Annotated in this window: 9 protein-coding genes; 5 read left to right on the forward strand and 4 right to left on the reverse strand. The window is 72.7% G+C overall.

The window, feature by feature from the left end:
* The first annotated feature begins 1 nt into the window (after position 1).
* Positions 2 to 5974, forward strand: coding sequence for an SDR family NAD(P)-dependent oxidoreductase (locus AC27IY_RS07275; protein WP_487177484.1), 5973 nt, complete (start codon positions 2 to 4; stop codon positions 5972 to 5974).
* A 1-nt stretch (position 5975) separates the two neighbouring features.
* Here the strand turns inward: AC27IY_RS07275 and AC27IY_RS07280 are convergent, their stop codons facing one another.
* On the reverse strand, positions 5976 to 6701 hold the full coding sequence (locus AC27IY_RS07280; protein WP_487177485.1) for a thioesterase II family protein: 726 nt from the start codon (positions 6699 to 6701) through the stop codon (positions 5976 to 5978).
* 65 nt (positions 6702 to 6766) lie between these two features.
* Entirely contained in the window at positions 6767 to 9136 is a 2370-nt protein-coding gene (locus AC27IY_RS07285) for a penicillin acylase family protein (protein ID WP_487177486.1), read from the reverse strand.
* Between the two features lie 205 nt (positions 9137 to 9341).
* Here AC27IY_RS07285 and rfbA point away from each other — a divergent pair, with 205 nt between their 5' ends.
* Genes rfbA through AC27IY_RS07305 form a run of 4 tightly spaced genes read left to right on the forward strand, consistent with a single transcriptional unit; the run spans position 9342 to position 12945 of the window.
* The gene (rfbA, locus tag AC27IY_RS07290; RefSeq protein ID WP_487177710.1) at positions 9342 to 10217 is read left to right on the forward strand and encodes a glucose-1-phosphate thymidylyltransferase RfbA; all 876 of its coding nucleotides are present in this window, start codon (positions 9342 to 9344) and stop codon (positions 10215 to 10217) included.
* Complete coding sequence (rfbB, locus tag AC27IY_RS07295; RefSeq protein ID WP_364464310.1) at positions 10214 to 11203, forward strand: dTDP-glucose 4,6-dehydratase; 990 nt, start codon at positions 10214 to 10216, stop codon at positions 11201 to 11203. Before rfbA ends, rfbB begins: the two co-directional genes overlap by 4 nt.
* Positions 11204 to 11221: 18 nt before the next feature.
* Positions 11222 to 11836 carry a dTDP-4-dehydrorhamnose 3,5-epimerase gene (gene rfbC / locus AC27IY_RS07300; protein WP_371248491.1) on the forward strand — a complete coding sequence of 205 codons (615 nt, stop codon included), beginning with the start codon at positions 11222 to 11224 and terminating at the stop codon, positions 11834 to 11836.
* Positions 11833 to 12945, forward strand: a complete 1113-nt coding sequence (locus tag AC27IY_RS07305) for a DegT/DnrJ/EryC1/StrS family aminotransferase (protein WP_423445986.1) — start codon at positions 11833 to 11835, stop codon at positions 12943 to 12945. Before rfbC ends, AC27IY_RS07305 begins: the two co-directional genes overlap by 4 nt.
* A 135-nt stretch (positions 12946 to 13080) precedes the next feature.
* Here AC27IY_RS07305 and AC27IY_RS07310 read toward each other — a convergent pair whose 3' ends face one another.
* Positions 13081 to 23811, reverse strand: a complete 10731-nt coding sequence (locus AC27IY_RS07310; protein ID WP_487177487.1) for an SDR family NAD(P)-dependent oxidoreductase — start codon at positions 23809 to 23811, stop codon at positions 13081 to 13083.
* The gene (locus tag AC27IY_RS07315; protein WP_487177488.1) at positions 23808 to 26684 is read right to left on the reverse strand and encodes an AMP-binding protein; all 2877 of its coding nucleotides are present in this window, start codon (positions 26682 to 26684) and stop codon (positions 23808 to 23810) included. Before AC27IY_RS07315 ends, AC27IY_RS07310 begins: the two co-directional genes overlap by 4 nt.
* Positions 26685 to 26709 lie beyond the last annotated feature (25 nt).

Raw genomic sequence — 26709 nt, forward strand, 5'->3', positions numbered from 1 at the left:
GATGGCGGAGGGTGACGGAAAGCTCGTCGAGGCACTGCGCGCTTCTCTCCGGGAGACGGCCAAGCTGCGCCAGCAGAACCGCGCGCTGACGGCCCGCGCTCGGGAGCCGATCGCGATCGTGGGGATGGCCTGTCGTTATCCGGGTGGGGTGGATGACCCGGAGCGGTTGTGGCGGTTGCTGGTCGACGGTGTGGACGCGGTGGGTGGCTTCCCCGGTGATCGTGGCTGGGATGTCGCCGGTCTTTACGATCCGGAGCCGGGGAAGCCGGGGCGTAGTTATGCGCGGGAGGGTGGGTTCCTGTACGGGGCGGCGGAGTTCGATCCGGCGTTCTTCGGGATCAGTCCGCGTGAGGCGGCGGAGATGGATCCGCAGGAGCGGCAGTTTCTGGAGGTGTGCTGGGCGGGGTTGGAGCGGGCGGGGATTGATCCGACGTCGCTGCGGGAGAGCAGTGCCGGGGTGTTCGCCGGGGTGATGTATCACGACTATGCGCCGTCGGGCACGGGTGGGGCCACGATTTCGGGCCGGGTGGCGTACACGTTGGGCCTGGAGGGTCCGGCGGTGTCGGTGGACACGGCGTGTTCGTCGTCGCTGGTGGCGTTGCATCTGGCGGCGCAGGCGTTGCGTTCGGGCGAGTGTGATCTGGCGCTGGCCGGGGGCGTGACGGTGATGGCGACCCCGGATGCGTTTGTGGAGTTTTCGCGGCAGCGGGGTCTGGCTGCTGATGGGCGGTGCAAGTCGTTCGCCGAGGCGGCTGACGGGGTCGGCTGGGGCGAGGGCGTGGGCGTGCTGGTGGTGGAGCGACTGTCGGACGCCCGCCGCAACGGGCACCAGGTGCTGGCGGTGCTGCGTGGCAGCGCGGTCAATCAGGACGGTGCCTCGAACGGGCTGACGGCGCCGAACGGTCCTTCTCAGGAGCGGGTGATCGCGCAGGCGTTGGCGGCCGCTGGGCTGACACCGGGTGATGTGGACGTGGTCGAGGCGCATGGTACGGGGACGGCGCTGGGCGACCCGATCGAGGCGCAGGCGCTCCTGGCCGCATATGGCCAGGATCGGCAGTCGCCGTTGTGGCTGGGGTCGGTGAAGTCGAACCTGGGTCACACCCAGGCAGCGGCCGGTGTGGCCGGCATCATCAAGATGATCCTGGCGATGCGGCACGGTCTGTTGCCCAAGACGCTGCACGTAGATGCGCCGTCGTCCAAGGTGGACTGGTCGGGCGGGGCGGTGGAACTGCTGACCGAACCGCAGCCCTGGCCCCAGATCGAGGGTCGGCCGCGCCGGGCAGGGGTGTCGTCGTTCGGCATCTCCGGCACCAACGCCCACGTAATTGTGGAAGAACCGCCCGCTGAGGAGCCGCCGCCCGCGACCGTGCCGGGCATGCTTCCGGTGCTGCTGTCGGCCAAGAGCGAGGCCGCGCTGCGGGCACAGGCCGACCAGCTGGCCGCGTTCGTGGCCGAGCACGACGACGCCGCTCCGGCAGAGGTGGCGGCCGGGCTGACGCGCCGGGCCGCCCTGGAGTACCGGGCGGTGCTGCCGGCGGCGGACCGAGAGGGTCTGCTGGCCGAGCTGCGAGCGCTGGCCGCCGGCGAGCCGGCGACTGCGGTCGTGGGCCGGGCGCGGCCGGGCGGGGTGGCGGTGGTGTTCTCCGGTCAAGGTGCCCAGCGGCCCGGGATGGGCCGCGGCCTGTATGCGGCTTTTCCGGTGTTCGCCCAGGCTTTCGATGAGGCGTGTGCGCTCCTGGAGGGCGAGTTCTCCGCCGCCGATGTCGCAGGGGACCTGCGGGAGATCATCCTCGGCGAGCGTGGCGCCGATGGGGTGTTGGATCAGACGGTGTTCGCGCAGGCCGGGCTGTTCGCGTTCGAGACGGCGTTGTACCGGTTGCTGGAGTCGTTCGGGGTCCGGCCGGAATTTGTGGCCGGGCATTCGCTGGGTGAGATCACCGCGGCACACGTGGCCGGGGTGCTGGACTTGGCGGACGCGTGTCGGCTGGTGGCCGCTCGCGGCCGGTTGATGCAGGCACTGCCGACCGGCGGCGCGATGGCCGCGATCGGCTGCGGCGAGGACGAGATCGCCCCCGTGCTGTCCGGGCACGACCAAGTGGCTATCGCGGCGGTGAACGCACCCGGCGCGGTCGTGGTCTCCGGCGCGGCTGGCCAGCTGGAGCAGGTCATCGACTGGGCACGGCAGCAAGGGCACCGCACCCGGCCGTTGCGCGTGTCGCACGCGTTCCACTCGCCGCTGATGGAGCCGATGCTGGCCGAGTTCGAACAGGTCGTGGCCGGACTGACGCTACGGCGTCCAGAGCTGGCGCTGGTGTCCAATGTCTCGGGCGAGCTGGCCGGCGAGGAGATCACCAAGCCCGGCTACTGGGTCGAGCACGTCAGGCGGCCGGTCCGGTTCGCCGACGGCGTCCACGTCATGCGGCAGCGCGGCGTCACCCACTTCCTGGAGGCCGGACCCGACGCGCAGCTCACCCCCATGATCGAACAAACCCTCATCGACGAAGAGCCCTCCGTGGTGGCCCTGCTGCGCCGCGACCGCGACGAGACCACCCAACTGATCGCCGGACTGGGCCAGGCCTGGACGTGTGGCACCCACGTGGACTGGACCACCCGTGCCCGCAGCAGCCACCTGGAACTGCCCACCTACCCCTTCCAGCACCGCCGCTACTGGCTGCAACTGCCTTCGACCGGTGACCCGGCCGCGCTCGGCCAGACCTCCGTCGATCATTCGATCCTGGGCGCGGTGGTGGAGCAGCCCGACGGCGGCGCCATCCTGACCGGCCGGTTGTCGGTCGCCGCCCAGCCGTGGCTGGCCGATCACGTCATCAACGGCACCGCGATCCTGCCCGGCACCGCCTTCGTCGAGCTCGCCCTGCGCGCGGGCGACCAGGTGGGCTGCCCGGCCATCGACGAGCTCACCCTGCACGCCCCGCTGCCCATCCCCGACTCCGACGGCATCACTCTCCAGATCATCCTGAGCCCACCCGACGAGGACGGCCGGCACCAGATCGGCATCCACTCCAAGGACGACCACGGAAACTGGACCCGGCACGCCACCGGAACCCTCACCCCCACCCCAGCCATCCCCGCCGACCTGCTCCACGCCTGGCCACCACCAAACGCACAGCAACTGGACGTCACCGGCCTGTACGACCGCCTGGTCGACCACGGCTACGGCTACGGCCCCGCCTTCCACGGCCTCACCCACGCCTGGAAAAACGGCGACGACCTCTACGCCGAGGTCTCGCTACCGACCGACGTCGCAGATCCCGCGGGCTACGGCGTGCACCCCGCGCTGCTCGACGCGGCGATGCACGTCGGCATGCTGGCCGGACAGGGAGCGGGGGAGAGCGGCCCGCTGATCCCGTTCAACTGGAACGGCGTCACCCTGCACGCCGCCGGCGCCGCCACCCTACGAGTACGCCTGCGCCGTCTGGACGGCGACGCGGTCACCCGGCTGGACGTGGCCGATGGGTCCGGCCGCCCGGTGGTGTCGGTGGAGGAGCTGACCGCGCGACCACTGGCCCCCGGCCAGTTGAGCGGCGCGGTCCCGGCCCAATGGCTGTACGAGGTGGCCTGGCGGCCGGTGGGCGAGCGCGGTGCCGAGACCGTTGGGGTTACTCCCGAGGTGCTGAATGTCGCTTCTTCGACAGGAGCCGACAGCACAGAGCCGGCGCGCGTACGGCGCACTGTCGGCCAAGCGCTGGACGAGCTCCAGACCTGGCTGGCGAACGGGGAAACGCGACCGCTGGTGGTAGTGACCCGGGGCGCCGTCGCCGTGACCGGCGCGGAGACGCCCGACCCGGCCCAGGCGGCAGTCTGGGGCCTGGTACGGGCCGCCCAGTCGGAGGAACCCGGCCGAATCACCCTGATCGACCTGGACCCCGACCAGACGGACGCGCAGACAGCCGACAGCGTGTCGGCCGCAGCACTACGGAGCGGGGAGCCCCAGGCGGCGTTGCGCGGCGACCGCCTCTGGGCGCCGCGCCTGGAGCGGGCCCGCCTCGGCGACGAGCCGGAGGCGCCCTGGCCGACCGACGGAACCACGCTGATCACCGGCGGCACCGGCGGCCTGGGCGCCCTGACGGCCCGGCACCTGGTCGCCGAGCACGGCGTACGGCAGCTGCTGCTGGTCTCCCGCCGCGGCCTGGACGCCCCCGGAGCCGCCGAGCTCCGCGACGAACTCACCGGACAGGGCGCCGAGGTCACCGTCGCCGCCTGCGACGTGGCCGACCGGGACGCCCTCACCGCACTGCTGGAGGGCATCCCCGACCTGCGCGCCGTGGTGCACACCGCGGGGACGAGCGCGAACGCGGTCCTCGCCGACCTCACGCCCGAGCTGGTCGACCAGGTGGCCGGCCCCAAGGCGGACGCCGCCTGGCACCTGCACGAGCTCACCCAGAAGCACGACCTGGCCGAGTTCGTGCTGTTCTCGTCGTCGGCATCGCTCGTGGACAACCCCGGCCAGGGGAACTACGCGGCGGCGAACGCCTTCCTCAACGCGCTGGCCGAGCAGCGCCGGGCGGCGGGGCTGCCGGCGCGGACGCTGGCCTGGGGCCTGTGGGGCGGCGAGGCGGGCATGCAGAGCCTGCTGCGTGACGACGACCTGGCCAGGATCCGCCGCTGGGGCATGCTGCCGCTGCCGGTGGACGCGGGGCTGGCGTTGTTCGACGCGGCGCGGCGGTCGGACGCCGCCGTGCTGGCGCCGATCCGGCTGGACCCGGCCGCCGTGCGCGCCCGCGCGGACGGCGTCCCCGCGCTGCTTGAGGACCTGGCACCCGCCGTACGACAGAAGGCCGCGCAGGGCGGGAACGAGCTGGAACCGCTGGCCGCGCTGCCCCCGGAGGAGCGCCTGGAGCGCCTGGTCGAGCTGGTACGGAAGCGGGCGGCCCAGGTGCTCGGACACGCGGACCCGGAGCCCGTCGAGCCGGACGCCGACCTGGTCGGGCTGGGCCTGGACTCGCTGGCCGCCATGGAGCTGCGCAACGCGCTCAACTCGGCCACCGGCGTCCGCCTGCCGGCCACCGCGGCCTTCGACTACCCGTCGGTCAGGGCGCTGGCCCGGCTGCTGGACGAGGAGATGGCTCCGGCCGCGGTACCGGCCACGGCCCACGGCGACGCGCCCCCCGCACCGGACCTGCAGGGCGCGACGGAGACGTTGAGCGGCCTGTTCCGCGCGGCGGTCGCCGCCGGCAAGATCGAGGAGGGGATGCTGCTGCTGCACGCCGCCGCCGCGGTCCGTCCCCAGTACGGCGCGGCCGACGTTCCGGCCCGCACCCCGGTGGTGTTGTCCACCGGCCCGAGCCGGCCGCGGCTGTTCTGCCTGAACTCGCCGATGGCCTTCGGCGGGCCGCACCAGTTCGTCCCGCTGGCCGCGGAGTTCCGCGAGGTGCGCGACCTCGCCGTGCTGCCGGTGCCGGGGTTCGTACGGGAGGAGAGCCTGCCGGACTCGCTGGACGCCCTCGTGCAGGGCCTGGCCCGGACCGTGACCAGCGGCGGGGAGCCGTACGCGCTGGTCGGGTACTCCGCGGGCGGGGTGTTCGCGCACGCGCTGGCCGGCGCGATGGCGGAGGCGGGCCAGGGCCCGGCCGCGGTGATCCTGCTCGACACGCACGTGCCGGGCGCGGGGGAGAGCCCCGCGGTGTGGTCGTCGATCGTGGGCGGCCTGCTGGACCGGGAGGCCGTGTTCGGCCCCTTCACGGCCGCCCGGCTGTCCGCGATGGGCTGGTACGCCGCGCTGCTCTCCCAGTGGCGGCCGGGCGAGCTGGCCGCGCCGACGCTGTTCATCCGCGCGAACCAGGGGGTGGCGACGCCCGGCGGGACGACCGCGGGCGTCGGCGCGGGCTGGCATCCGGCCATCACCCCCGGTACGGCGGTGCGCGAGGTGGCGGCAGACCACTTCAGCATCCTGGAGTCCGAGGCGCGGCAGACCGCCGCCGTGATCGAGGAATGGCTGGCTCAGACGGCCGGGTGACTCACGTGGACAGCGCGACGAGCGCGTCGGTCACCTCGGCCACCTGGTCGTCCACGAAGAAGTGGCCCCCGGGGAAGATCCGCAGGTCGAAGGGGCCGGTGGTGTTCCGGCCCCAGGCGCGCGCCTCCTCGACCGTGGTCTTGGGGTCGTCGTCGCCGACGAAGGCGACCAGCGGGCAGCCGACCGCGGCGTCCGGGGCGCACTGGTAGGTCTCCACGGCCCGGTAGTCGGCGCGCAGCGCCGGCAGCACCATCTCGAACAGCTCCGGGTCCTGGAGGAACACCGGGTCGGTGCCGTTGAGCTTGCGGAGTTCGGCCGCGACGCCGGCCGGGTCCCGCCGGTGCACCCACTCGTCGCGGTAGGTGGACGGGCCGCGCCGGCCGGAGGCGACCAGCGTGTGCGGCGGCGTGCCGCGCCGCTCCAGGAGCAGGGCGAGCTCGAAGGCGACCAGCGCGCCCATGCTGTGCCCGAACAGCAGCGTGGGCCGCTCGTCGCCGGGGAGCGCGTCGGCGACGCCGGCGGCCAGCAGGCGCACGTCCGTCAACGGCGGCTCGTGCCGGCGCTCCTGCCGGCCCGGGTACTGCACCGTGTAGGCGTCCAGCGCCGGGTGCAGCGCGGCGGACAGCTTGAAGTAGGCGCTGGCCGCGCCTCCGGCGTGCGGCAGCACGATGACCCGCGCCGGGGCGTTCGGCGCGGGGTGAAATCGCTTGATCCAACGCTCGTCCACGTCGTTCCTTCCGCAGTGATCCGTTCGCCGGCTCCCGGTGAGCGAACCCTCCGGGAGCCCGGCGATCACCCGCGGCCGGACGCCGCGGGCACCAGAGTGATGACGCTTTCCGTGTTCCGCGCGACCGCGGCCGCGCTGTACAGCAGCGGCACCTGCGCGCCGGACGTCCAGGCGGCGGCGAGGTCCGCGTAGTGCGGGCTCGACGGGTCGCCGGACTGCCCGGGGGCGCTCACGAAGGTGGAGTTGTCCCAGGCCCCGACGTCCAGCACCATCCGGTACGCGGCCCCGGACTGCGACCGGTAGAACCCCCGGTAGTAGGTCGAGGCGTCCACCGTGGTCACGGAGCCACCCCGGGGGAACGGGCCCACGCTGTTGCCCAAGGGGTTGGCGAACAGCGCCTGGTGCAGGCTTCCCCAGCGCCAGGCGGCCGGGTCGGCGCCGAGCCGGCCGCGGACGTCGGCGTAGGCCGCGCGCAGCGTCTCCTGCACGAGCCGGTCCCGCACCGCGACGGCGTCCGCCCCGAACCAGCGCTCCGGATGCTCCAGGGCGTCGATCACCTGCCGGGCGTCGGCGCGCGGCACCCGGGCGGCCACCGCCGCGGGCATGAACCGGGCGAGGAACGCCGGGCCGAGATGCCCGATGAGCCAGGGCTCGAACAGCGCCGCGCCGGCGGAGTCGGCGCTCGCCGTGCCGTCGTAGTCGCGCAGGAGCCGCAGCGCGGCCGCGGTGTCCGGGTCGTCGCCGGCGGGGATGTCGCGCAGCACCGCGACGATGCGCCGGGCGTACTCGTCGACCTGGTCGCGCTGGAGCCGCGCCATCTCGGGCACGGTGTGCCGGGTCGAGCCGGACAGCACGTCCTCGATGCGCTCCTTGCGCGCCGACGGCTCCCACTCGTAGCCGACGCGCACCGGGTGGCCGTCCGGCATGTCGTACTCGTTCGCCGAGGCGATGAAGCCGCTCTTGGGGTTGCTCACCCTGGGCAGCTCGGCGCCGTCGTGGAAGCCGTCCCATTCGTAGCGGCCGTCGCCGGGCACCGGCAGCAGCCCGTCGTGCCGTGGCCGGCGGGGGACCAGGGCGCCGGGCACCCAGCCGATGGTGCCCGAGGTGTCGGCGTAGATGAGGTTCTCCGGCGGCGCGGCCCAGCGCCGCACCTTGGCGGCGAACTCGGGGTAGCTCCGCGCGGTCATCGCGTCGAGCCCGGTGAGGTACGGCGCCGCCCCCGGCTCCGACCAGGCGGTCCGCAGGCCGAACGCGAGACCGCGCTCCGCGTCCACCTTGAGCACCGGCCCGTGCCGGGAGAAGGTCAGCTCCACCTGGCGGGGCGTCGAGCCGGCCACCGGCACCTCCTCCCGCACCGTGGTGAAGGGCACCCAGCGGTCACGGTAGCGGTAGCGGCCCGGGTCGTCCGGGTGCAGGCGGTACACCTGAAGGTCTTCCTGGTCCGCGGCGAAGACGGTGAGCGAGAAGGCGGCGCGGTCGTTGTGCCCCAGGGAGATGCCGGGCAGCACCGGCTCGCCGGCGCCGATCACGTCCAGGCCGGGCGCGGACAGGTGGGCGACGTAGCGCAGCGCGGGCGCCGGCGTGGCCCGGTGCGGGTCGCCGGCGAGGATCGGCCGGCCGGTGGCGGTGCGCGACGGCGCGAGCGCCCAGGCGTTCGACCCGCCGGGCGCCGGAGCCGGCGGCTCCGACCGGAGCGCGACACCGTCGAAAGTGACCGACGAGATGCCGAGCAGGTAGGTGTCGAGCACGTCCGCGGGCACGGTGCACGGGTCGAGCCCGTCCGGCACCCGGGGCTCGTGCGCGGGCTCCAGCTTGACGAGCGCCCGCGCGGCGGTCTGCCCATTGGCGCACATCGCGGCCGCGCGCAGCGCCTCGGGGTACGCGTTGAGCGCCAGCCCGTGGCTGCGGATCCGCACCACGTCCTCGGGCCGCCAGCGGTCCGGCCGGTGGCCCAGCCGGCGGAACTCCGGCGGCAGCGCCTCCGGGTGCGCGTCGACCCAGTCGATGTAGGCGTTGATGCCGCTGACGAACGCGGTGACGGCGCGGCGCGTGTTCGGCCCGTAGGCGGCCCACTCCCGCTGCATGTCACCGCGGTACAGCAGGAGCCTGGCGGCCCGGTCCTGGTCGACGTAACGCGGCCCGAAGGCGGCCGACAGCAGGCCGAGGCCGCGCCGCCGCCACAGGTCGAGCTGGAACAGCCGGTCCCGCGCGGCGTTGTACCCCTGCGCCAGGAACACGTCGTCGGTGTTGCGCGCGTACAGGTGCGGCACGCCGTAGCGGTCCACCACCAGCCGCACCGGCTCGCGCAGCCCGGGCACCTCGCGCGTCGAGGCGTCCGCCGCGTCCCGCTCCGCCTTCGCGGAAACGGCCGGTGTGAGTGCGCACACCACGACCACCATCGCGGTGACGGCACGGCGTAAAGTGGAATTCCGCACCGGCGGACCCCCTCCCCCGGAGACGTCAATGTGGGGAAATTCTCGTCGCCGGGCGGAGACCGGGTAAGCCCCTACCCTCCCCTAATCCGGGTGTCCGTCGCCGATACCCCTGATGCGCCCCCTCTCTCCGGTCATCGACCTTGCCGCTCCGCTGCGCCCCTGCTTAGCCTCGGGACACTTCCACGCAGCAGAGAGGTATAAGGCCGTGAAAGGAATCGTTCTCGCGGGGGGTCGCGGAACGCGGCTGCATCCGATCACCGCCGTGGTCTCCAAACAACTGCTCCCGGTGAGCGACAAGCCGATGATCTATTACCCGATATCGGTGCTCATGCTGGCCGGCATCAGGGATATCCTCCTCATTTCCTCGCCCGACCAGGTGCCGAACTACGTCCGGCTGCTGGGCGACGGCGCCCGCTTCGGGCTGAACATCTCCTACGCCTCCCAGGAATCGCCGGACGGGATAGCCCAGGCTTTTCTCATCGGCGCCTCCCACATCGGCGGCGGCCCGGCCGCGCTGATCCTCGGCGACAACATCTTCCACGGACCCTCGTTCTCCGAGGTGCTGGAAGAGAATGCGCGGGAAGTGCGGGGGTGCGTGCTGTTCGGATATCCGGTGAGCGATCCCGGCCGATACGGAGTGGGGACGACCGACGAGAGCGGGCGGCTGATCTCGATTGAGGAGAAACCGGAGAATCCGCGTTCCAACAGAGCCATCACCGGCCTCTACTTCTACGACAACGACGTCATCGACATCGCCAAGAATCTCAAGCCGTCCGAACGGGGCGAGCTGGAGATCACCGACGTGAACCTGGCCTACCTGCGGCAGGGCAGGGCCCGGCTGGTGGACCTCGGCAGAGGGTTCGCCTGGCTGGACACCGGCACGCCGGAGACGCTGCTCCAGGCGGGACAGTACGTGCAGACCCTCGAACAACGCCAAGGCGTGCGCATCGCCTGCCTGGAGGAGGTGGCGCTCCGCATGAACTTCATCGACGCGGAGCAGTGCTATCGGCTCGGAGCCGAGCAGTCGCAGTCCGGCTACGGCCAGTACGTCATGAGCATCGCGAGCAGTTACACGCCATGAGGATCCTGGTCACCGGCGGCGCCGGTTTCATCGGCTCCCACTACGTCCGCACCCTCGCCGAGCGGGGCGACTGCACGCTCACGGTTCTCGACAAGCTCACCTACGCGGGCAACAGGGCCAACCTGGAGCCCGCCGAAGGCCGTTTCACGTTCGTCCAGGGAGACATCTGCGACGCCGGCCTCGTCGGAGAGCTGGTGGCCGCGCACGACCAGGTGGTGCACTTCGCCGCCGAGTCGCACGTCGACCGGTCCATCAGCGGTGCGGGGGAGTTCGTCCGCACCAACGTGACGGGGACGTACACGCTGCTCGCGGCGGCGGCCGAGCACGGGCTCGGCACGTTCGTGCACGTCTCGACCGACGAGGTGTACGGCTCCATCCCCGAGGGCTCCTGGGGAGAGGAGCAGCCGCTGGCGCCCAGCTCGCCGTACTCGGCGTCGAAGGCCTCGTCGGACCTGCTCGCCCTCGCCTACCACCGGACGTACGGGCTGGACGTGCGGGTGACCCGCTGCTCCAACAACTACGGGCCGTACCAGTTCCCCGAGAAGGTCATCCCGCTGTTCGTCACCAACCTGCTCGACGGCGGCAAGGTCCCGCTGTACGGGGACGGCCTGAACGCGCGCGACTGGCTCCACGTGGCCGACCACGTCGCGGGCATCGAGCTCGTCCGGCAGGGCGGCCGGCCCGGAGAGGTCTACAACATCGGCGGCGGCACCGAGCTGACCAACCGCGAGCTGACCCGCCTGCTCCTGGAGGCCTGCGGCGCCGGATGGGAGCGCGTGGAGTTCGTCGAGGACCGCCTCGGCCACGACCGCCGCTACTCCGTCGACGACGGCAAGATCCGCGCCGAGCTGGGGTACCGGCCGGCCGTGGACTTCGAGAAGGGCCTGGCCGAGACGGTCGAGTGGTACCGGGACAACCGCCCCTGGTGGGAGGCCCATAAGGGTGCCGTAGGGGTTGCCGCCGCTGATCAGGGCAACCGAACATAACGTCGAAGGAGGGATCCGATGCGGATTCGCGAACTCGGCATCGGCGGGGCGTTCCTCGTCGAGCCCAAGGTCTTCCCCGACTCCAGAGGATTGTTCTTAGAGGTCTTCAAACAGCCTGCCTTCACCGAGGCCGTCGGCCACCCGCTGAGCGTGGCCCAGGTCAACTGCTCCGTCTCCACCATCGGCACGATCCGCGGACTGCACGCGATCCACCTGCCGGGACAGGCCCGCTACGTGAGCTGCCCGAGCGGCGCCGTCCGTGACATCGTGGTCGACATCAGGCAGGGCTCGCCCACGTACGGCGAGCACGTCGTGGCGGAGCTGAGCGAGGACAACCGGCACGCGCTCTACCTCGCGGAAGGGCTCGCGCACGGGTTCGCCCCGCTGACCGAGCAGGCCACCGTCTTCTACCTGTGCTCCAACACCTGGTCGCCGGAGAGCTCCTTCGAGGTGAACCCGCTGGACCCCGACCTCGACCTGCCCTGGCCGCGCGACCGCGAGCCCGTCCTGTCGGACAAGGACCGCGCCGCGCCCTCACTGAAGGAGGCCGAACGGCTCGGCATCCTGCCTTCCTACGCCGACTGCCTGGCCCGTTACGCCGAACTCGCCACACCGGACGGAGCGCCGCGTTGATCCCGCTGTTCAAGGTCGCCATGTCGGAGTCGGCTCCGGCCGCGGTCGCCGAGGTCGTCGGCAGTGGCCAGATCGGCCAGGGCGCCAAGGTCGCCGAGTTCGAGCGGGCGCTGGGGGAGCGGATCGGCAACCCGCGCGTCGCCACGGTCAACAGCGGCACTTCGGGGCTGCACCTGGCGCTCCACATGGTCGCCGCGTCAGGGGACGACGAGGGCGAGGTGCTCTCCACGCCCCTGACCATGGAGGCCACCAACTGGACCATCCTCGCCAACCGGCTGCGCATCAAGTGGGTGGACGTCGATCCCGCCACGCTCAACGTCGACCTCGACGACCTGGCCCGCAAGATCTCCCCCCGCACCCGCGCCATCGTCGTCGTGCACTTCGCCGGCTATCCGGTCGACCTCGGGCGGCTGGCGAAGATCCTCGACGAGGCCGAGGCGACCTTCGGGTTCCGCCCCGTGGTGATCGAGGACTGCGCCCACGCGTGGGGCGCCACCTACCAGGGCGGCCGCATGGGCACCCACGGCAACGTCGCGGTCTACAGCTTCCAGGCGATCAAGCATCTGACCACCGCTGACGGCGGCGCCCTGGTGCTGCCGGACGACGAGCTGCACGAGCGGGCCACGCTGCTGCGCTGGTTCGGCATCAGCCGCGGCGCCGACCGGCTGCGCAACCCGCCGGACGTCGCCGAGTGGGGCTACAAGTTCCACATGACCGACATCAACGCCGCGATGGGGCTGGCCAACCTGGACTGGTCGGAGGAGGTCGTGGCCCGGCACCGGGCCAACGCCGCCCACTACGACCGGGAGCTCGCCGGCGTGCCGGGGCTGGAACTGACCGAACGCGCGCAGGACCGCGAGTCGTCCTTCTGGATCTACCCCGTCAAGGTCGAGGACCGCGCCGGCTTCATGAAGCGCATGGACGAGGCCCAGATCATGGTCAGCAACGTCCATGAACGCAACGACACCCACACCTGCGTCCGCCGGTACGCCACGCTGCTGCCCGGACTCGACAGGGTGGCCGAGCGCGTCGTCTGCCTGCCCGTGGGCTGGTGGGTGACCGAGGAGCAGCGCGCCCACATCGTGGAGACCGTACGACGCGGCTGGTGAGACAGTCCGTAACCCCCCAGGGCTTGCCATCCAGGTGATGTGCAGGCCCTTTCTCTTTGGCCGGACACAGACGCCGGTGCGGCGGGCGCTGGAGTGGAACCCGCGCCCGCCGCACCGGCCTTTCAAGAACCTCGGCTATCCGTTGCCGCCCAGCTCCCGGTCGAGGATCTCGAACAGCTCCTCCGCGGAGGCCGCGGCGAGCAGCTCGTCCTCCTCCGCCTTCGCCGTGAAAGCACCGTCCGCCACGGCGGGAGCGGGCTCGGGAGCCTCCGGCTCGGCCGGGGCCAGCCGCTCGGCCAGGTACCGGGCGACCGCGGTGGCGTTCGGCTGGTCGAAGGCGAGCGTGGCGGGCAGCGGAAGCCCCGTACGCCGGCGCAGCCGGTTCCGCAGCTCGACGGCGGCCAGCGAGCTGAAGCCGAGCTGCACGAAGCCGCGCTCGGCGTCGATCACGTCCGCGCTGTCGTGCCCGAGCGCCATCGCCGCCTCGGCCTGGACCAGCTCAAGCAGCATCCGGTCCCGCTCCCGCGCGGGCATCCCGGCCAGCCGCTCCCGCAGCTCCGTCGTGCCGTTCGACTCGCCGGCCCGTTCGGCCACGGCGGCCGTACGGCGCGCGCCCACGAGGTCCCGCAGGAGCGCGGGCAGGTCGTCGCCACGGGCCCGCAGCGTGCGGACGTCCGGCTGGATCGGCGCCAGCACCGGCGCGGGCACGCGCAGCGCCGCGTCGAACAGCGCCAGCCCCGTGTCCGCGGAGATCGCCGGTATGCCCAGGTTGCGGACCCGGGCCAGGTCGCTCTCCTGCAGCGGCCCGCCGAGCCCGGTGTCCACCGCCCACATTCCCCAGGTCAGTGAGGTGGCGGGCAGCCCGGCGGCGGCACGCTCCGCGGCGAGCGCGTCGAGGAAGGCGTTGGCCGCCGCGTAGTCGCCCTGCCCGGCGGCCAGCACCATCCCTCCGGCGGAGGAGAACAGCACGAAGCGGGCGAGATCGTGCTTCTGGGTGAGCTCGTGCAGATGCCAGGCGGCGTCCGCCTTGGGCCGCAACACCCGGTCCAGCCCTTCCTTCGTCAGCGTGCCGAGCACCCCACCGGCCATCACACCCGCGGTGTGCACCACGGCGCGAAGGTCGGGGATGCCCTCCAGCAGTGCGGTGAGGGCGTCCCGGTCGGCCACGTCGCAGGCGGCGACGGTCACTTCGACGCCCTGTCCGGTCAGCTCGTCGCGGAGCTCGGCGGCTCCGGGGGCGTCCAGGCCACGGCGCGAGACCAGCAGCAGCTGCCGTACGCCGTGCTCGCCGACCAGGTGCCTGGCCATGAGGGCGCCCAGGCCGCCGGTGCCGCCGGTGATCAGCGTGGTCCCGTCGACCGGCCAGGCCACGTCGTACGGGTCCACGGCACGGGACACCCGGTCGGCGAGACCGGCGCGGGTCAGCCGGGGGACCCACGGCCGGCCGTCACGGATCGCCAGCTCGGGCTCGCCGGCGGCCAGGGCGACGCGTACGCCGTCCGCCTGCTCGCCGGCCCGGTCCAGGTCGACCAGGGTGATCCGGCCGGGGTTCTCCTCCTGGGCGGCGCGTACCAGGCCCCAGACCGCGGCCCGCGCCGGGTCCGGCGCCTCGGTGTCGCGCACCGCCACGGCACCCCGGGTGACCACCACCACCGGCCGGGCGTCCCCCTCGGCCGACCAGGCCTGCAGGCCGGTGAGGACCGGACGCAGGGTACGCCGCACCCGATCCGGCACGCCGCCGCCCGGCGGCTCGCCGGTGGCGTCGATGACGAGCGCGTCGGAGGCGTTCACCGGGCCGAGAGGAGCCGACGGCGCGGCCGGCCGCCACGTCACCGCGAGCAGCGAGTCCGAGGACGGACGGGCCTGCGCCAGCTGGTCGGCCTGGACCGGCCGGGACACCACCGTCTCCACCGTGGCCACCGGCCGTCCGGTGGGGTCGGCCAGGTCCAGCCTGGTGACCTCGTCGCCGTCCAGCCGGCGTAGCCGTACCCGCAGCGTGTCGGCGCCGGCGGCGTGCAGGGTGACGCCGTGCCAGTTGAACGGGATCAGCGTCGCCTTCGGCCCGGCCACCAGGTCCACGTGCATCGCGGCGTCGAGGAGCGCGGGGTGCAGGCCGTACCGGGTGGTCTGTCCGGCGTCTTCGGGGAGCGTCACTTCGGCGTAGAGGTCGTCGCCGTGTCTCCAGGCGTTGGTGAGGCCGTGGAAGGCGGGGCCGTAGCCGTAGCCGTGGTCGACCAGGCGGTCGTACAGGCCGGTGACGTCCAGCGGCTGGGCGTCCAGCGGCGGCCAGGCGTGGCGCAGGTCGGCGGGGATGGACGGGGTCGGGGTCAGGGTGCCGGTGGCGTGCCGGGTCCAGTTCCCGTGCTCGTCCTTGGAGTGGATGCCGATCTGACGGCGGCCGTCCTCGCCGGGTGCGGTCACGGTGACCTGTACGACGACGCCGCCGCTGGTGTCGGGGATGGGCAGGGGGGTGTAGAGGGTGAGTTCGTCGATGGCCGGGCAGCCGACCTGGTCGCCCGCGCGCAGGGCGAGCTCGACGAAACCGGTGCCGGGCAGGATCGCGGTGCCGTTGATGAGGTGGTCGGCCAGCCACGGCTGGGTGGCGACCGACAACCGGCCGGTCAGGATGGCGCCGCCGTCGGGCTGCTCCACCACCGCGCCCAGGATGGGGTGGTCGGCGGCGGTCTGGCCGAAGGCGGCCAGGTCGCCGGTCGGGGCGGGCTGGAGCCAGTAATGCCGCCGCTGGAAGGGATAGGTGGGCAGGTTGAGATGGCCGGTGCGGGTACCGGTGGCCCAGTCCACGTTGGTGCCGCAGGTCCAGGCCTGGCCCAGTCCGGTGACCAGTTGGGTGGTCTCGTCGCGGTCGCGGCGCAGCAGGGCCACCACCGAGGGCTCATCGTCGTTGAGGGTTTGTTCGATCATGGGGGTGAGCTGGGCGTCCGGGCCGGCCTCGATGAAGCAGCTGACTCCGTGCTCGCGCAGGGTGGTGATGGTGTCGGAGAACCGGACCGGGCGTCGTACGTGCTCGACCCAGTAACCGGGCTCGGTGACTTCCTCGTCGGCCAGGTCACCTGAGACGTTGGACACCAGCGCCAGGTTCGGTCGCCGCAAGGTCAGTCCCGCGACGACCTGTTCGAACTCGGCCAGCATCGGCTCCATGAGCGGCGAGTGGAACGCGTGCGACACCCGCAACGACCTGGTCCGGTGCCCTTGCTGCCGTGCCCAGTCGATGACCTGTTCCACCTGGTCGGCCGCGCCGGAGACCACGACCGCGCCGGGCGCGTTCACCGCCGCGACCGAGATCTCGCTACGCCCGGCCAGTGCCTGGGCGATCTCGTCTTCGCCGCAGCCGATCGCGGCCATCGCGCCGCCGGTCGGCAGTGCTTGCATCAGCCGGCCGCGAGCGGCCACCAGCCGGCACGCGTCGGCCAGATCCAGCACTCCGGCCACGTGCGCGGCGGTGATCTCGCCCAGTGAATGCCCGGCCACGAAGTCGGGCTGGACTCCCAGTGATTCCAGGAGCCGGTACAGCGCCGTCTCGAAGGCGAACAGCCCGGCTTGCGCGAACACGGTCTGGTCCAGCACTCCATCGGCGCCACGCTCGCCGAGGATGATCTCCCGCAGGTTCCCTGCGGTATCGAGTTCGGCCTCCAGGAGCGCACACGCCTCGTCGAAGGCGCGGGCGAACGCCGGGAAAGCCGCATACAGGCCGCGGCCCATCCCGGGCCGCTGGGCACCCTGGCCGGAGAACAGCACTGCTACCCGGCCTGGCCGCACCCGGCCCACGATCGCAGCCGCTGGCTCACCGGCGGCCAGTGCTCGCAGCTCGGCCAGCAAGCCCTCTCGGTCCGTCGCCGGCAGCACCGCCCGGTACTCCAGGGCGGCCCTGCGCGTCAGCCCGGCCGCCACCTCTGCCGGAGCGGCGTCGTCGTGCTCATCCATGAAAGCGGCCAACTGGTCGGCCTGCGCCCGCAGCGCGGCCTCGCTCTTGGCCGACAGCAGCACCGGAAGCATGTCCGGCACGCTCACGGGCGACGGCTCCTCAGCGGGCGGCTCTTCGACAATCACATGAGCATTCGTGCCGGAGATGCCGAACGACGACACTCCCGCCCGGCGTGGCCGGTCCGCAGCGCGCGCCCAGGGCCGGGGTTCAGTGAGCAGCTCCACCGCGCCGCCGGACCAGTCCACCTTGGACGACGGCGCATCGACGTGCAGTGTCTTGGGCAGCAGCTCGTGCCGCATCGCCAGGATCATCTTGATCACACCGGCGACCCCGGCCGCCGCCTGGGTGTGGCCCAGGTTCGACTTCACCGACCCCAGCCACAACGGCGACTGCCGGTCCTGACCGTAGGCGGCCAGGAGCGCCTGGGCCTCGATCGGGTCGCCCAGCGCGGTGCCGGTGCCGTGTCCTTCGACCACGTCCACCTGCGCGGGACCGATCCCCGCCGAAGCCAGAGCCTGAGCGATCACCCGCTCCTGAGAGGGACCGTTCGGCGCCGTCAGCCCATTCGACGCCCCATCCTGGTTGACCGCGCTACCGGCCAGCACCGCCAGCACTTGGTGCCCGTTGCGGCGGGCGTCGGAAAGCCGCTCCACCACCAGCACGCCGACGCCCTCGCCCCAGCCGACCCCGTCAGCCGCCTCGGCGAACGACTTGCACCGCCCATCAGCAGCCAGCCCTCGCTGGAGGCCGAAGTCGGTGAAGGTGTCCGGCGTGGACATCACTGTCACCCCACCGGCCAGCGCCAGATCACACTCACCGGCGCGCAACGCCTGAGCCGCCAGATGCAGCGCCACCAGCGACGACGAACAGGCCGTGTCCACCGACACCGCCGGCCCTTCCAGGCCGAACGCATACGCGACCCGCCCGGACACCACGCTGGCCAGGCTGCCGTTGCCCAGGTAGCCGGCATACTCCTCCGGCACCCGGCCCGGCCGAGTGCCCCAGTCGTGGTACATCACTCCGGCGAACACACCGGTCGAGGTGCCGCGCAGCCCGGACGGATCGATGCCCGCCCGCTCCAGGGCCTCCCAGGAGGTCTCCAGGAGAAGCCGCTGCTGCGGGTCCATCGCGGTGGCCTCACGCGGGCCGATATCGAACGGAGCAGGATCGAAGTACGCCGCGTCGTGCAGGAACCCGCCCTGCTGGGTGTAGGTACGACCCAGCTTGCCGGGCTCCGGGTCGTAGAGGCCGGCGATGTCCCAGCCTCGGTCGGTGGGGAACCCGGTGACGCCGTCGCGGTCGTCGATCAGCAGCTGCCAGAGGTCTTCGGGGCTGGTGACCTGGCCGGGGAAACGGCAAGCCATCCCGACGACCACGATCGGATCACCAGCAGGACCGCTGGACGGGGTGGCCTGGACCGGGCGGCGGGCAACGGTACCCGACAGGGCCGCGTCCAGGTGCGTGGCCAGCGCACGCGGAGTGGGGTGATCGAACACCAGGGTGGGAGTGAGCCGCAGCCCCGTCACCGCGTGCAGCCGGTTACGCAGCTCCACCGCGGTCAGCGAATCGAACCCGAACTCCTGGAAAGGCCGGTCGGCATCGATGGCCTGAGCACTGTCATGGCCGAGGGTGGCCGCCGCCTCGCCGCAGACCACGTCCAGCAACCGCCGCTGCCGCTGCTGAGCCGACAGATGCGCCAGCTCCGCCACCACCGGCCGTGCCTCATCATCCCCAGAGGCGTCGGCGGAGGCGGCTGCGGCGGGGCGGGCGGCGGGACCGGCCAGCTCACGCAACAGCGCCGGTAGATCGCCACGCCGTCCCAGCGCGGCCGGATCGAACCGCGCCGGCACCAAAAGCGCCCGACCGGTTTGCAGGCCGGCGTCCAGCAGGGCCAGGCCCTGCCCGGCGGTCAACGAGATGTGTCCTGCGGCGCGCATTCGCGCCTCATCCCGCGCGTCGATCCGGCCGGCCATGCCCCGCTCCTCGGACCACGGCCCCCACGCCAGCGAAACTGCCGGCAGGCCGGCAGCGGCCCTGGTCACGGCCAGAGCATCGACGAAGGCGTTTGCCGCCGCGTAGTTCCCCTGCCCGGCCCCGTCCACCACCCCGGCCAGCGAGGAGAACACCACGAACCGAGCCAGATCAGAGTCGCGGGTCAGCTCGTGCAGATGCCAGGCCGCGTCCACCTTCGGCCGCAGCACCGACTCCACCCGCTCAGCCGACAACGACGTGATCACCCCGTCATCGACCACCCCCGCCGCATGCACCACGGCACGCAGGTCGGGGACGTCCTCCAGCAGCGCGGCGAGCGCACCCCGATCGGCCACGTCACAGGCGGCGACCGTCACTTCAGCGCCCTGGCCGACCAGCTCATCACGCAGCTCGACAGCCCCAGGAGCATCCAGACCCCGACGGGAGACCAGCACCAGATGCCGCACACCATGCTCAGCCACCAGATGCCGCGCAACCAGCGCACCCAGCCCACCGGTGCCACCAGTGATCAGCGTGGTCCCATCGACCGGCCAAGCCGCCACGGCCTCCTCGCCGCCCACCAGATCAGCCTGGCCAGGCGCGTCTTCCGAACCGGGCGACGCGACCCGCCTCAGACGCGGCACCCACAACTGACCGCCGCGCAGCGCCACTTCCGGCTCACCGGAAGCCAGCGCCGCCGCCACCGCGTCGTCGCTCACCTCACCGGCTGCCGTTTCCAGATCCACCAGCGTGATCCGGCCCGGATTCTCCGCCTGCGCCGCCCGTACCAGGCCGAACACCGCGGCCTGAAGCGGATCCACCTGCCCGCCGTCGGTGGCGACCCCACCTCGGGTCAGCACCACCAACCGGGCGTCATCGCCCGGTTCACGAGTCAGCCACTCCTGCAAGCGAGCCAACACCGAACCCACGCCACGGCGCAGGCGGTCCAGCAGCTCACTGTCGGCGGCTCCGGCCCACTCGGTGGCGTCGATCACCAGGTCTGCGCCGACGCCGCCCGACGACATCGTGGCGTCCACCGGCCGCCACACGATCTCGTGCAGCCACTGGTGCGCCGTGGAGCGCGAACTCGACCACTGCGCGGGCACCGAACGGTAGGCCAGTGACGTCACCGTGGCCAGCGGCCGGCCCACGGGGTCGGCGAGGTCGAGCCGCACCGCGGCTTCGTCGTCCGGGCGCAGCCTGACCCGCGCCGCCCGCGCCCCGTCGGCATGCAACGACACCCCGCGCCAGGCGAACGGCAACGCCGTGTCCTGGTCGTGGCCGGGCAGCAGGTCGGTGGCGTGCAGGGCCGCGTCGAGCAGCGCCGGGTGCACGCCGAAGCCCGTTGCCTCGATCCCGTCCGGCAACGCCACCTCGACGAACACCTCTTCGCCGCGGCGCCAGGCCCGGGTGAGACCGCGGAAAGCGGGGCCGTAGTCGTAGCCGCGGTTGGCCATCGCCGCGTAGAGGCCGCTGACGTCGAGCGGCTCCGCACCCGGCGGCGGCCAGTCAGCGAGCTCCTGTGCCGACGCCGGTACGGGAGAGAGGAAGCCGGTGGCGTGCCGGAGCCAGACACCGTCTTCGCCGATGGAGTGGATCTCCACGGGCCGCCGCCCGTCGGCGTCGGATCGGCCGGCGATCACCTGGATCGTCACCTGACCGCGGCTCGGAAGCTCCAGGGGGGCGTGCAGGGTGAGCTCGTCGATGGCGGGGCAGCCGACCTGGTCGCCGGCGCGCAGGGCGAGCTCGACGAAGGCGGTGCCGGGCAGGATCGGGGTGGCGTTGATGGCGTGATCGGCCAGCCACGACTGCGCGGTGGCCGACAACCGGCCGGTCAGGATGGCGCCGCCGTCGGGCTGCTGCACCACCGCGCCCAGGATCGGGTGGTCGGCGGCACCCAGACCAAGCGCGGCCGGGTCGCTGGCCGGGGCGGGCTGCAGCCAGAAGCGGCGGTGCTGGAAGGGATAGGTGGGCAGTTCCAGGTGGCTGCTGCGGGCGCGGATGGTCCAGTCCACGTGGGTGCCATACGTCCAGGCCTGGCCCAGACTGGCGATCAGTTGGGTGGTCTCGTCGCGGTCGCGGCGCAGCAGGGCCACCACGGAGGGCTCTTCGCCGATGAGGGTTTGTTCGATCATGGGGGTCAGCTGCGCGTCGGGGCCGACCTCCAGGAAGTGGGTGACCCCGCGCTGCCGCATGACCTGGACGCCGTCGGCGAACCGCACCGGCCGCCTGACGTGCTCGACCCAGTAGCCGGGCTCGGTGACTTCGTCACCGGCCAGCTCACCCGAGACGTTCGACACCAGCGCCAGCTCCGGCCGCCGCAGCGTCAACCCCGCCACGACCTGCTCGAACTCGGCCAGCATCGGCTCCATGAGCGGCGAGTGGAACGCGTGCGACACCCGCAACGGCCGCGTCCGGTACCCGCGCTCCCGCGCCCACTCCACGACCTCGGCTACCTGATCGGCCGCACCCGAGACCACCACCGCGCCGGGCGCGTTCACCGCCGCCACCGAGACGTCGCCGTGCAGCACCGGGACGATCTCGTCCTCGCCACAGCCGATCGCCGCCATCGCGCCACCAGCCGGCAACGCCTGCATCAACCGGCCACGAGCCGCCACCAACCGGCACGCGTCCGCCAGATCCAGCACCCCGGCCACATGCGCCGCGCTGATCTCACCCAGCGAATGCCCGGCCACGAAATCCGGCCGGACCCCGAACGACTCCAGCAACCGGTACAGCGCCGTCTCGAACGCGAACAGCCCCGCCTGCGCGAACACCGTCTGATCCAGCACCCCATCGGCACCACGCTCGCCGAGGATGATGTCCCGCAGGCGCACGTCACCGGCCAGGCCGGTCACCGCCCTGTCGAGTTCGGCCTCCAGAAGCGCACAAGCCTCGTCGAAGGCCCGGGCGAACACGGGGAAAGCCGCAGACAGCTCACGTCCCATCCCAGCCCGCTGAGCACCCTGACCGGAGAACACCACCGCGACCCGGCCCGGCCGTACCCGCCCCTGCACCACCGAAGCCGCCGACTCACCGGCAGCCAGCGCCCGCAGCCCCGCCAGCAGACCCTCCCGGTCCGCCACCGGCAGCACCGCGCGGTGCTCCAGCGCGGCCCGGCGCACCAGTTCGGCCGCCACCTCCGCCGGGCCGGCCGCATCATGCTCGGCCACGAAGGCGGCCAGCCGGTCGGCCTGCGCCCGAAGTGCCGCCTCGCTCTTGGCCGACAGCAGCACCGGAAGCGCGGCGGTGTCCTCACCAGCCACGCCCGCGGGCTCCTCGACGGGCGGCTCTTCCAGAATCACGTGAGCGTTCGTGCCGGAGATGCCGAACGACGACACGCCGGCCCGACGCGGCCGGCCCTCGACCCGCGGCCACTGCCGGGCCTCGGTCAGCAGCTCCACGGACCCGCCGGACCAGTCGATCTTCGACGACGGCGCGTCCACGTGCAGCGTCTTGGGCAGCAGCTCGTGCCGCATCGCCATGACCATCTTGATCACGCTGGCGATGCCGCCGGCCGCCTGGGTGTGGCCCAGGTTGGACTTGGCCGAGCCCAGCCACAGCGGCGTCTCCCGGCCCTGCCCGTAGGTGGCCAGCAGCGCGTGCGCCTCGATCGGGTCGCCCAGCCCGGTGCCGGTGCCGTGCGCGTCCACGGCGTCCACGTCCGCCGGCTCCAGCCGGGCGGCGGCGAGCGCGTCCCTGACGAGCCGGCGCTGCGCGGGGCCGCTCGGCGCGGTCAGCCCGTTGGACCTGCCGTCCTGGTTGATCGCGGTGCCGCGTACCACGGCCAGCACCCGGTGCCCGTTGCGGCGGGCGTCCGACAGCCGCTCCACCACGAGCACCCCGACGCCCTCGGAGAACCCGGTGCCGTCCGCGGCGTCGGCGAACGCCTTCACCCGGCCGTCCGGGGCCAGCCCCCGCTGCCGGCTGAACGCGGTGAACATGCCCGGGCTGCCCATCACGGCCACCCCGCCGACCAGGGCCAGGGAGGATTCGCCCGACCGCAGGGAGGCGCAGGCCAGGTGCAGCGAGACGATCGCGCCGGAGCACGCGGTGTCCACCGTGATCGCCGGCCCGGACAGGCCGAGCAGGTAGGCGAGCCGGCCGGTGACCACGCTCGGCGCGTTGCCGGTCATCAGGTAGCCGTCCAGGCCCTCCGGCGCCTGGTGGACGCGTACGCCGTACTCGTGCACCTCGGCGCCGAAGAACGAGCCGACGGGCTGGTCGCGCAGCGACGTCGGGTCGATGCCGGCGTGCTCCAGCGCGGCCCAGCAGGTCTCCAGCACCACGCGCTGCTGGGGGTCCATGGCCAGGGCCTCGCGCGGGTTGATGCCGAAGAAGTCCGCGTCGAACCCGGTCGCGTCGGGCAGGAAGCCGCCGCGATCCACGTAGCTCTTCCCCGGGGCGTCCGGGTTCGGGTCGAAGAGGTTCTCCAGGTCCCAGCCGCGGTCGGTGGGGAAGCCGCCGAGCACCTCGCGTTCCTCGGCGAAGATCCGCCACAGTCCCTCGGCGGAGTCGGCCCCGCCGGGGAACCGGCACCCGATGCCGACGATGACGATCGGGTCGTCGTCATCGCCGTCGGGAGCGGCCTCCGCGCGCCCCGACCCCGGCTCCGGCACGGGCAGACCGAGCACGGCGGCGCGCACGTACTCGGCGACCATTTCGGGCGTGGGGAAGTCGAAGGCCAGGGTCATCGGCAGCGTGACGCCGGTGGAGGCCTCCAGCCGGTCGTGCAGGTCCACCGCGGCCAGCGAGTCGAGGCCGAGCTCGCGGAACGGCCGGCTGGAGGTCACCTCGGCCAGCTCGCCGCCCTCCACGCCGAGCAGCGCCTCCCGGGTGTCCCGGAGCACCAGTTCCAGGAGCACCCGGCGCTGCTCCGCGACGGGCAGCTCGTCGAGTCCGTCGAGCCCGGCCTCGTTGGGGCCGCCGTGCTCGCCTGGAAATGCCATCATGCGCTCCGGGGGTCGGGGTTCAGCGGCGGGTCGTAGACCCGTTGGCGTTGCAGCTGGGAGACGGAGACGACCTCGCCCCCGCGGATCACCACTTCGGTGGGCGCGGGGCGGCCGAGGAACAGCGACAGGCTGGCGGTGAGGCCGTACGCGCCCGCGTGCGGGATGGTCACCAGATCGCCGGGTGCCGGGTCGGGCAGCTCGACCTCGCGGGCGAGCAGGTCGCCGGGTGTGCACAAGGGCCCGGCCAGCGCGGCCTTGCGGCCGGGCGCGGCGGCCTGCGGCGTGTCGCCTTCCGGTGGCGTGGGTTTGACCTGGACCGGGAGCAGCCGGCCGAGCCCGGCCATGCCGCCGAACGCGTTGATCCCCGCGTCCAGGATGGCGAAGGTGCGGCCCCGGCTCTCCTTGATGTTGATCACGGTGCTGTGCAGCTCGCCGCAGTCGGACACCAGGTAGCGGCCGGACTCGCAGGCGATGCTCGGCCGGCCCTCCCGCCACTGCGGCAGGTGCCGGTCCAGCGCCTCTTCCAGGCCCTTGCGCAGGTTCGGGTAGCCGGGCCGGGTGCCCGGCACGCCGTACGGCGCGGAGAACCCACCGCCGAGATCCACCAGCTCCAGCGGTTCGCCCAGGATGCGCTGCACCTCCGCGGCGACCGTCACGGTGTGCTGGAACTCGCCGATCAGGCTGTCCTCGTCCGCGGCGTTGCTGAGCGGGAAGAAGTGGGCGCCGATGATCCGGACGCCGGGAACCGCGCGCATCGCGTCGACCTGCGCCGGCAGATCCTCCATGTCGTTGCCGAACTGGGAGGGCGTGCCGGTCATCCGGATGCTGGTGGCGGCGGCCGCGGTGGCGCTGTTCACGCGGAGCAGGCACTTGGCGACGACGCCCTGCGCGGTGGCCGCGGCGCCGACGTGTTCGAGGTCGGTGAGCGACTCCACGGAGAACAGCCGCACCCCGGCGGCGATCGCCTCGGCCAGCTCACCCGCCGTCTTGCCGGGGCCGGTGTACATGCACTCCGCGCCGGTGAAGCCCGCGGCCAGCGCGGCGGCCAGCTCCCCGGTGGAGCTGATCTCCGCACGGCAGCCGCCGCCCGGGGCCGTACGCAGTGCGCGGGCCACGTCCGGGTGCGGGTTGGCCTTGAGCGCGTAGTAGATCGCGGTGCCTTCCGGCATGAAGTCGGCCAGGTCCCGGTACGCGGCCGTGACCCGGTCCAGGTCGTACACGTAGAGCGGGGAACCGAACCGGCGGACCAGCTCCTCGCGGGGGATTCCCGGCGGCTTGCGGTGGGGCTCCGCCTGCCGGTGCGGCTCCGCCTGCCGGGAGGTAGACGCGGCCGGGCGCGCGTCCTGCGCGTGCAGGTCGCGCAGCCGGTCGCGGGCGTACTTGCCGTGCGCGGACTGCGGGATCTCCTCGACCACCCGGCAGACCGCGGGCACCTTGGCCGGCTCCAGCCGGGCGGCCAGCTCGCGGAGGACGGCGTGGGGCTCCAGCTCCGCCCCGTCGGCGGCCTCGACGAAGATCGCGAGGTCGTGCTCGCCGTCCGGGGGCAGCGCGGCGGCCGCCCTGACCCCGGCGATGTCGAGCGCCGCCGCCTCGATCTCCACGGTGCTCATCCGGATGCCCTTGCGTTTGAACATGTCGTCCCTGCGGCCGTCGAAGTAGAGGTATCCGTCCTCGTCGAGGTGGCCGTAGTCGCCGGTGTGCAGTCGCAGCTCCCCCGTCCGCGGGTCGCGGCGGAACGTCTTGGCGGTCACCTCGGGGTTGCGCCAGTACCCCGGCATCACGTGCGGGCCGGTCACCACGATCTCCCCGGTCGTCCCGGTGGGCACCGGGTTCCCGTCGGGGTCGAGGATGTGTACGGCGGTGCCGGCCAGCGGCCGTCCCACGGAGTCCGGGCGCTCCCGATCCTCCTCGGGAGGCATGACGGAGATGCGCTTGCACTCGGTCTGGCCGAACTGGCGGACCACCCGCGCGCCGGGGAAGTGGGTCCGCAGCGCCTCGATGGTGGTGGCGGGCAGCGCCGCGCCGGTGTTGGTGAACAACCGCACCCCGGTGGTGGGCTCGCTCTTCCGTTGCGCCGAGGCGATGATCATGTTGGCCAGCGAGGGCACGATCGGCACCACGGTCGCCCGGGTCTTCCTGAGCTGGTCGACCAGCCGCAGGTCGGCGCCGGCGTCGGCGAAGACCACCTCGGCGCCCACGGCGCAGGTCATCAGCAGCTTGTACAGCCCGTAGTCCCAGGACATCGGGAAACGGCAGAAGACCACGTCGTCCGGGCGGTAGCCGAGCGCCTCGACGAGCGCCACGGTGGCGAAGCAGACCTGGGCGTGGGGGAGGATGACCGCTTTCGGCTCCGCCGTACTGCCCGAGGTGTACACCAGCGCGGCCAGGTCCGCGGGGTCGAGCTCATTCGGCACGGCCACGCGCGCCCGCCGGCTCGCGAGCTCGGTCACCTCGGCCCAGACCGTTTCGAAGTCGTGGACCGGTGCGCCGGTGAGAGCGCGTACGGCGTCGGGTCTCCCGCCGGCGGATTCGACGATCACCAGCGCGGGTTCGGCGTTCTCGAGCACCGAACGCAGATGGAAGCTCTTCATCGCCGGGTTGAGCGGCACGAAGACGGCGCCGCGGCGCGAGACGCCGAAGAACAGCGCCGCCAGCCGGCGATCGGTGGCGGCCTGCACCACCACGCGCATGCCCTGGCCGACGCCCTGCCGGTCCAGCCAGTAATCCACCGCGTGGCCGAACGTATCCAGTTCGTGATAGTTCCAGATCCCGGTGGAGTCTCGTACCGCTGGCGACTCGGGAAACTCCGCTGCGCTTTGGTCGAGAAAATCGTGGATGAATGTCCCGTTGTATCTCGGCCGGTTATTCCGCATAATCGACGATCTCCCTCAGGCGGCG

The sequence above is a fragment of the Nonomuraea sp. B208 genome, assembly GCF_057536035.1.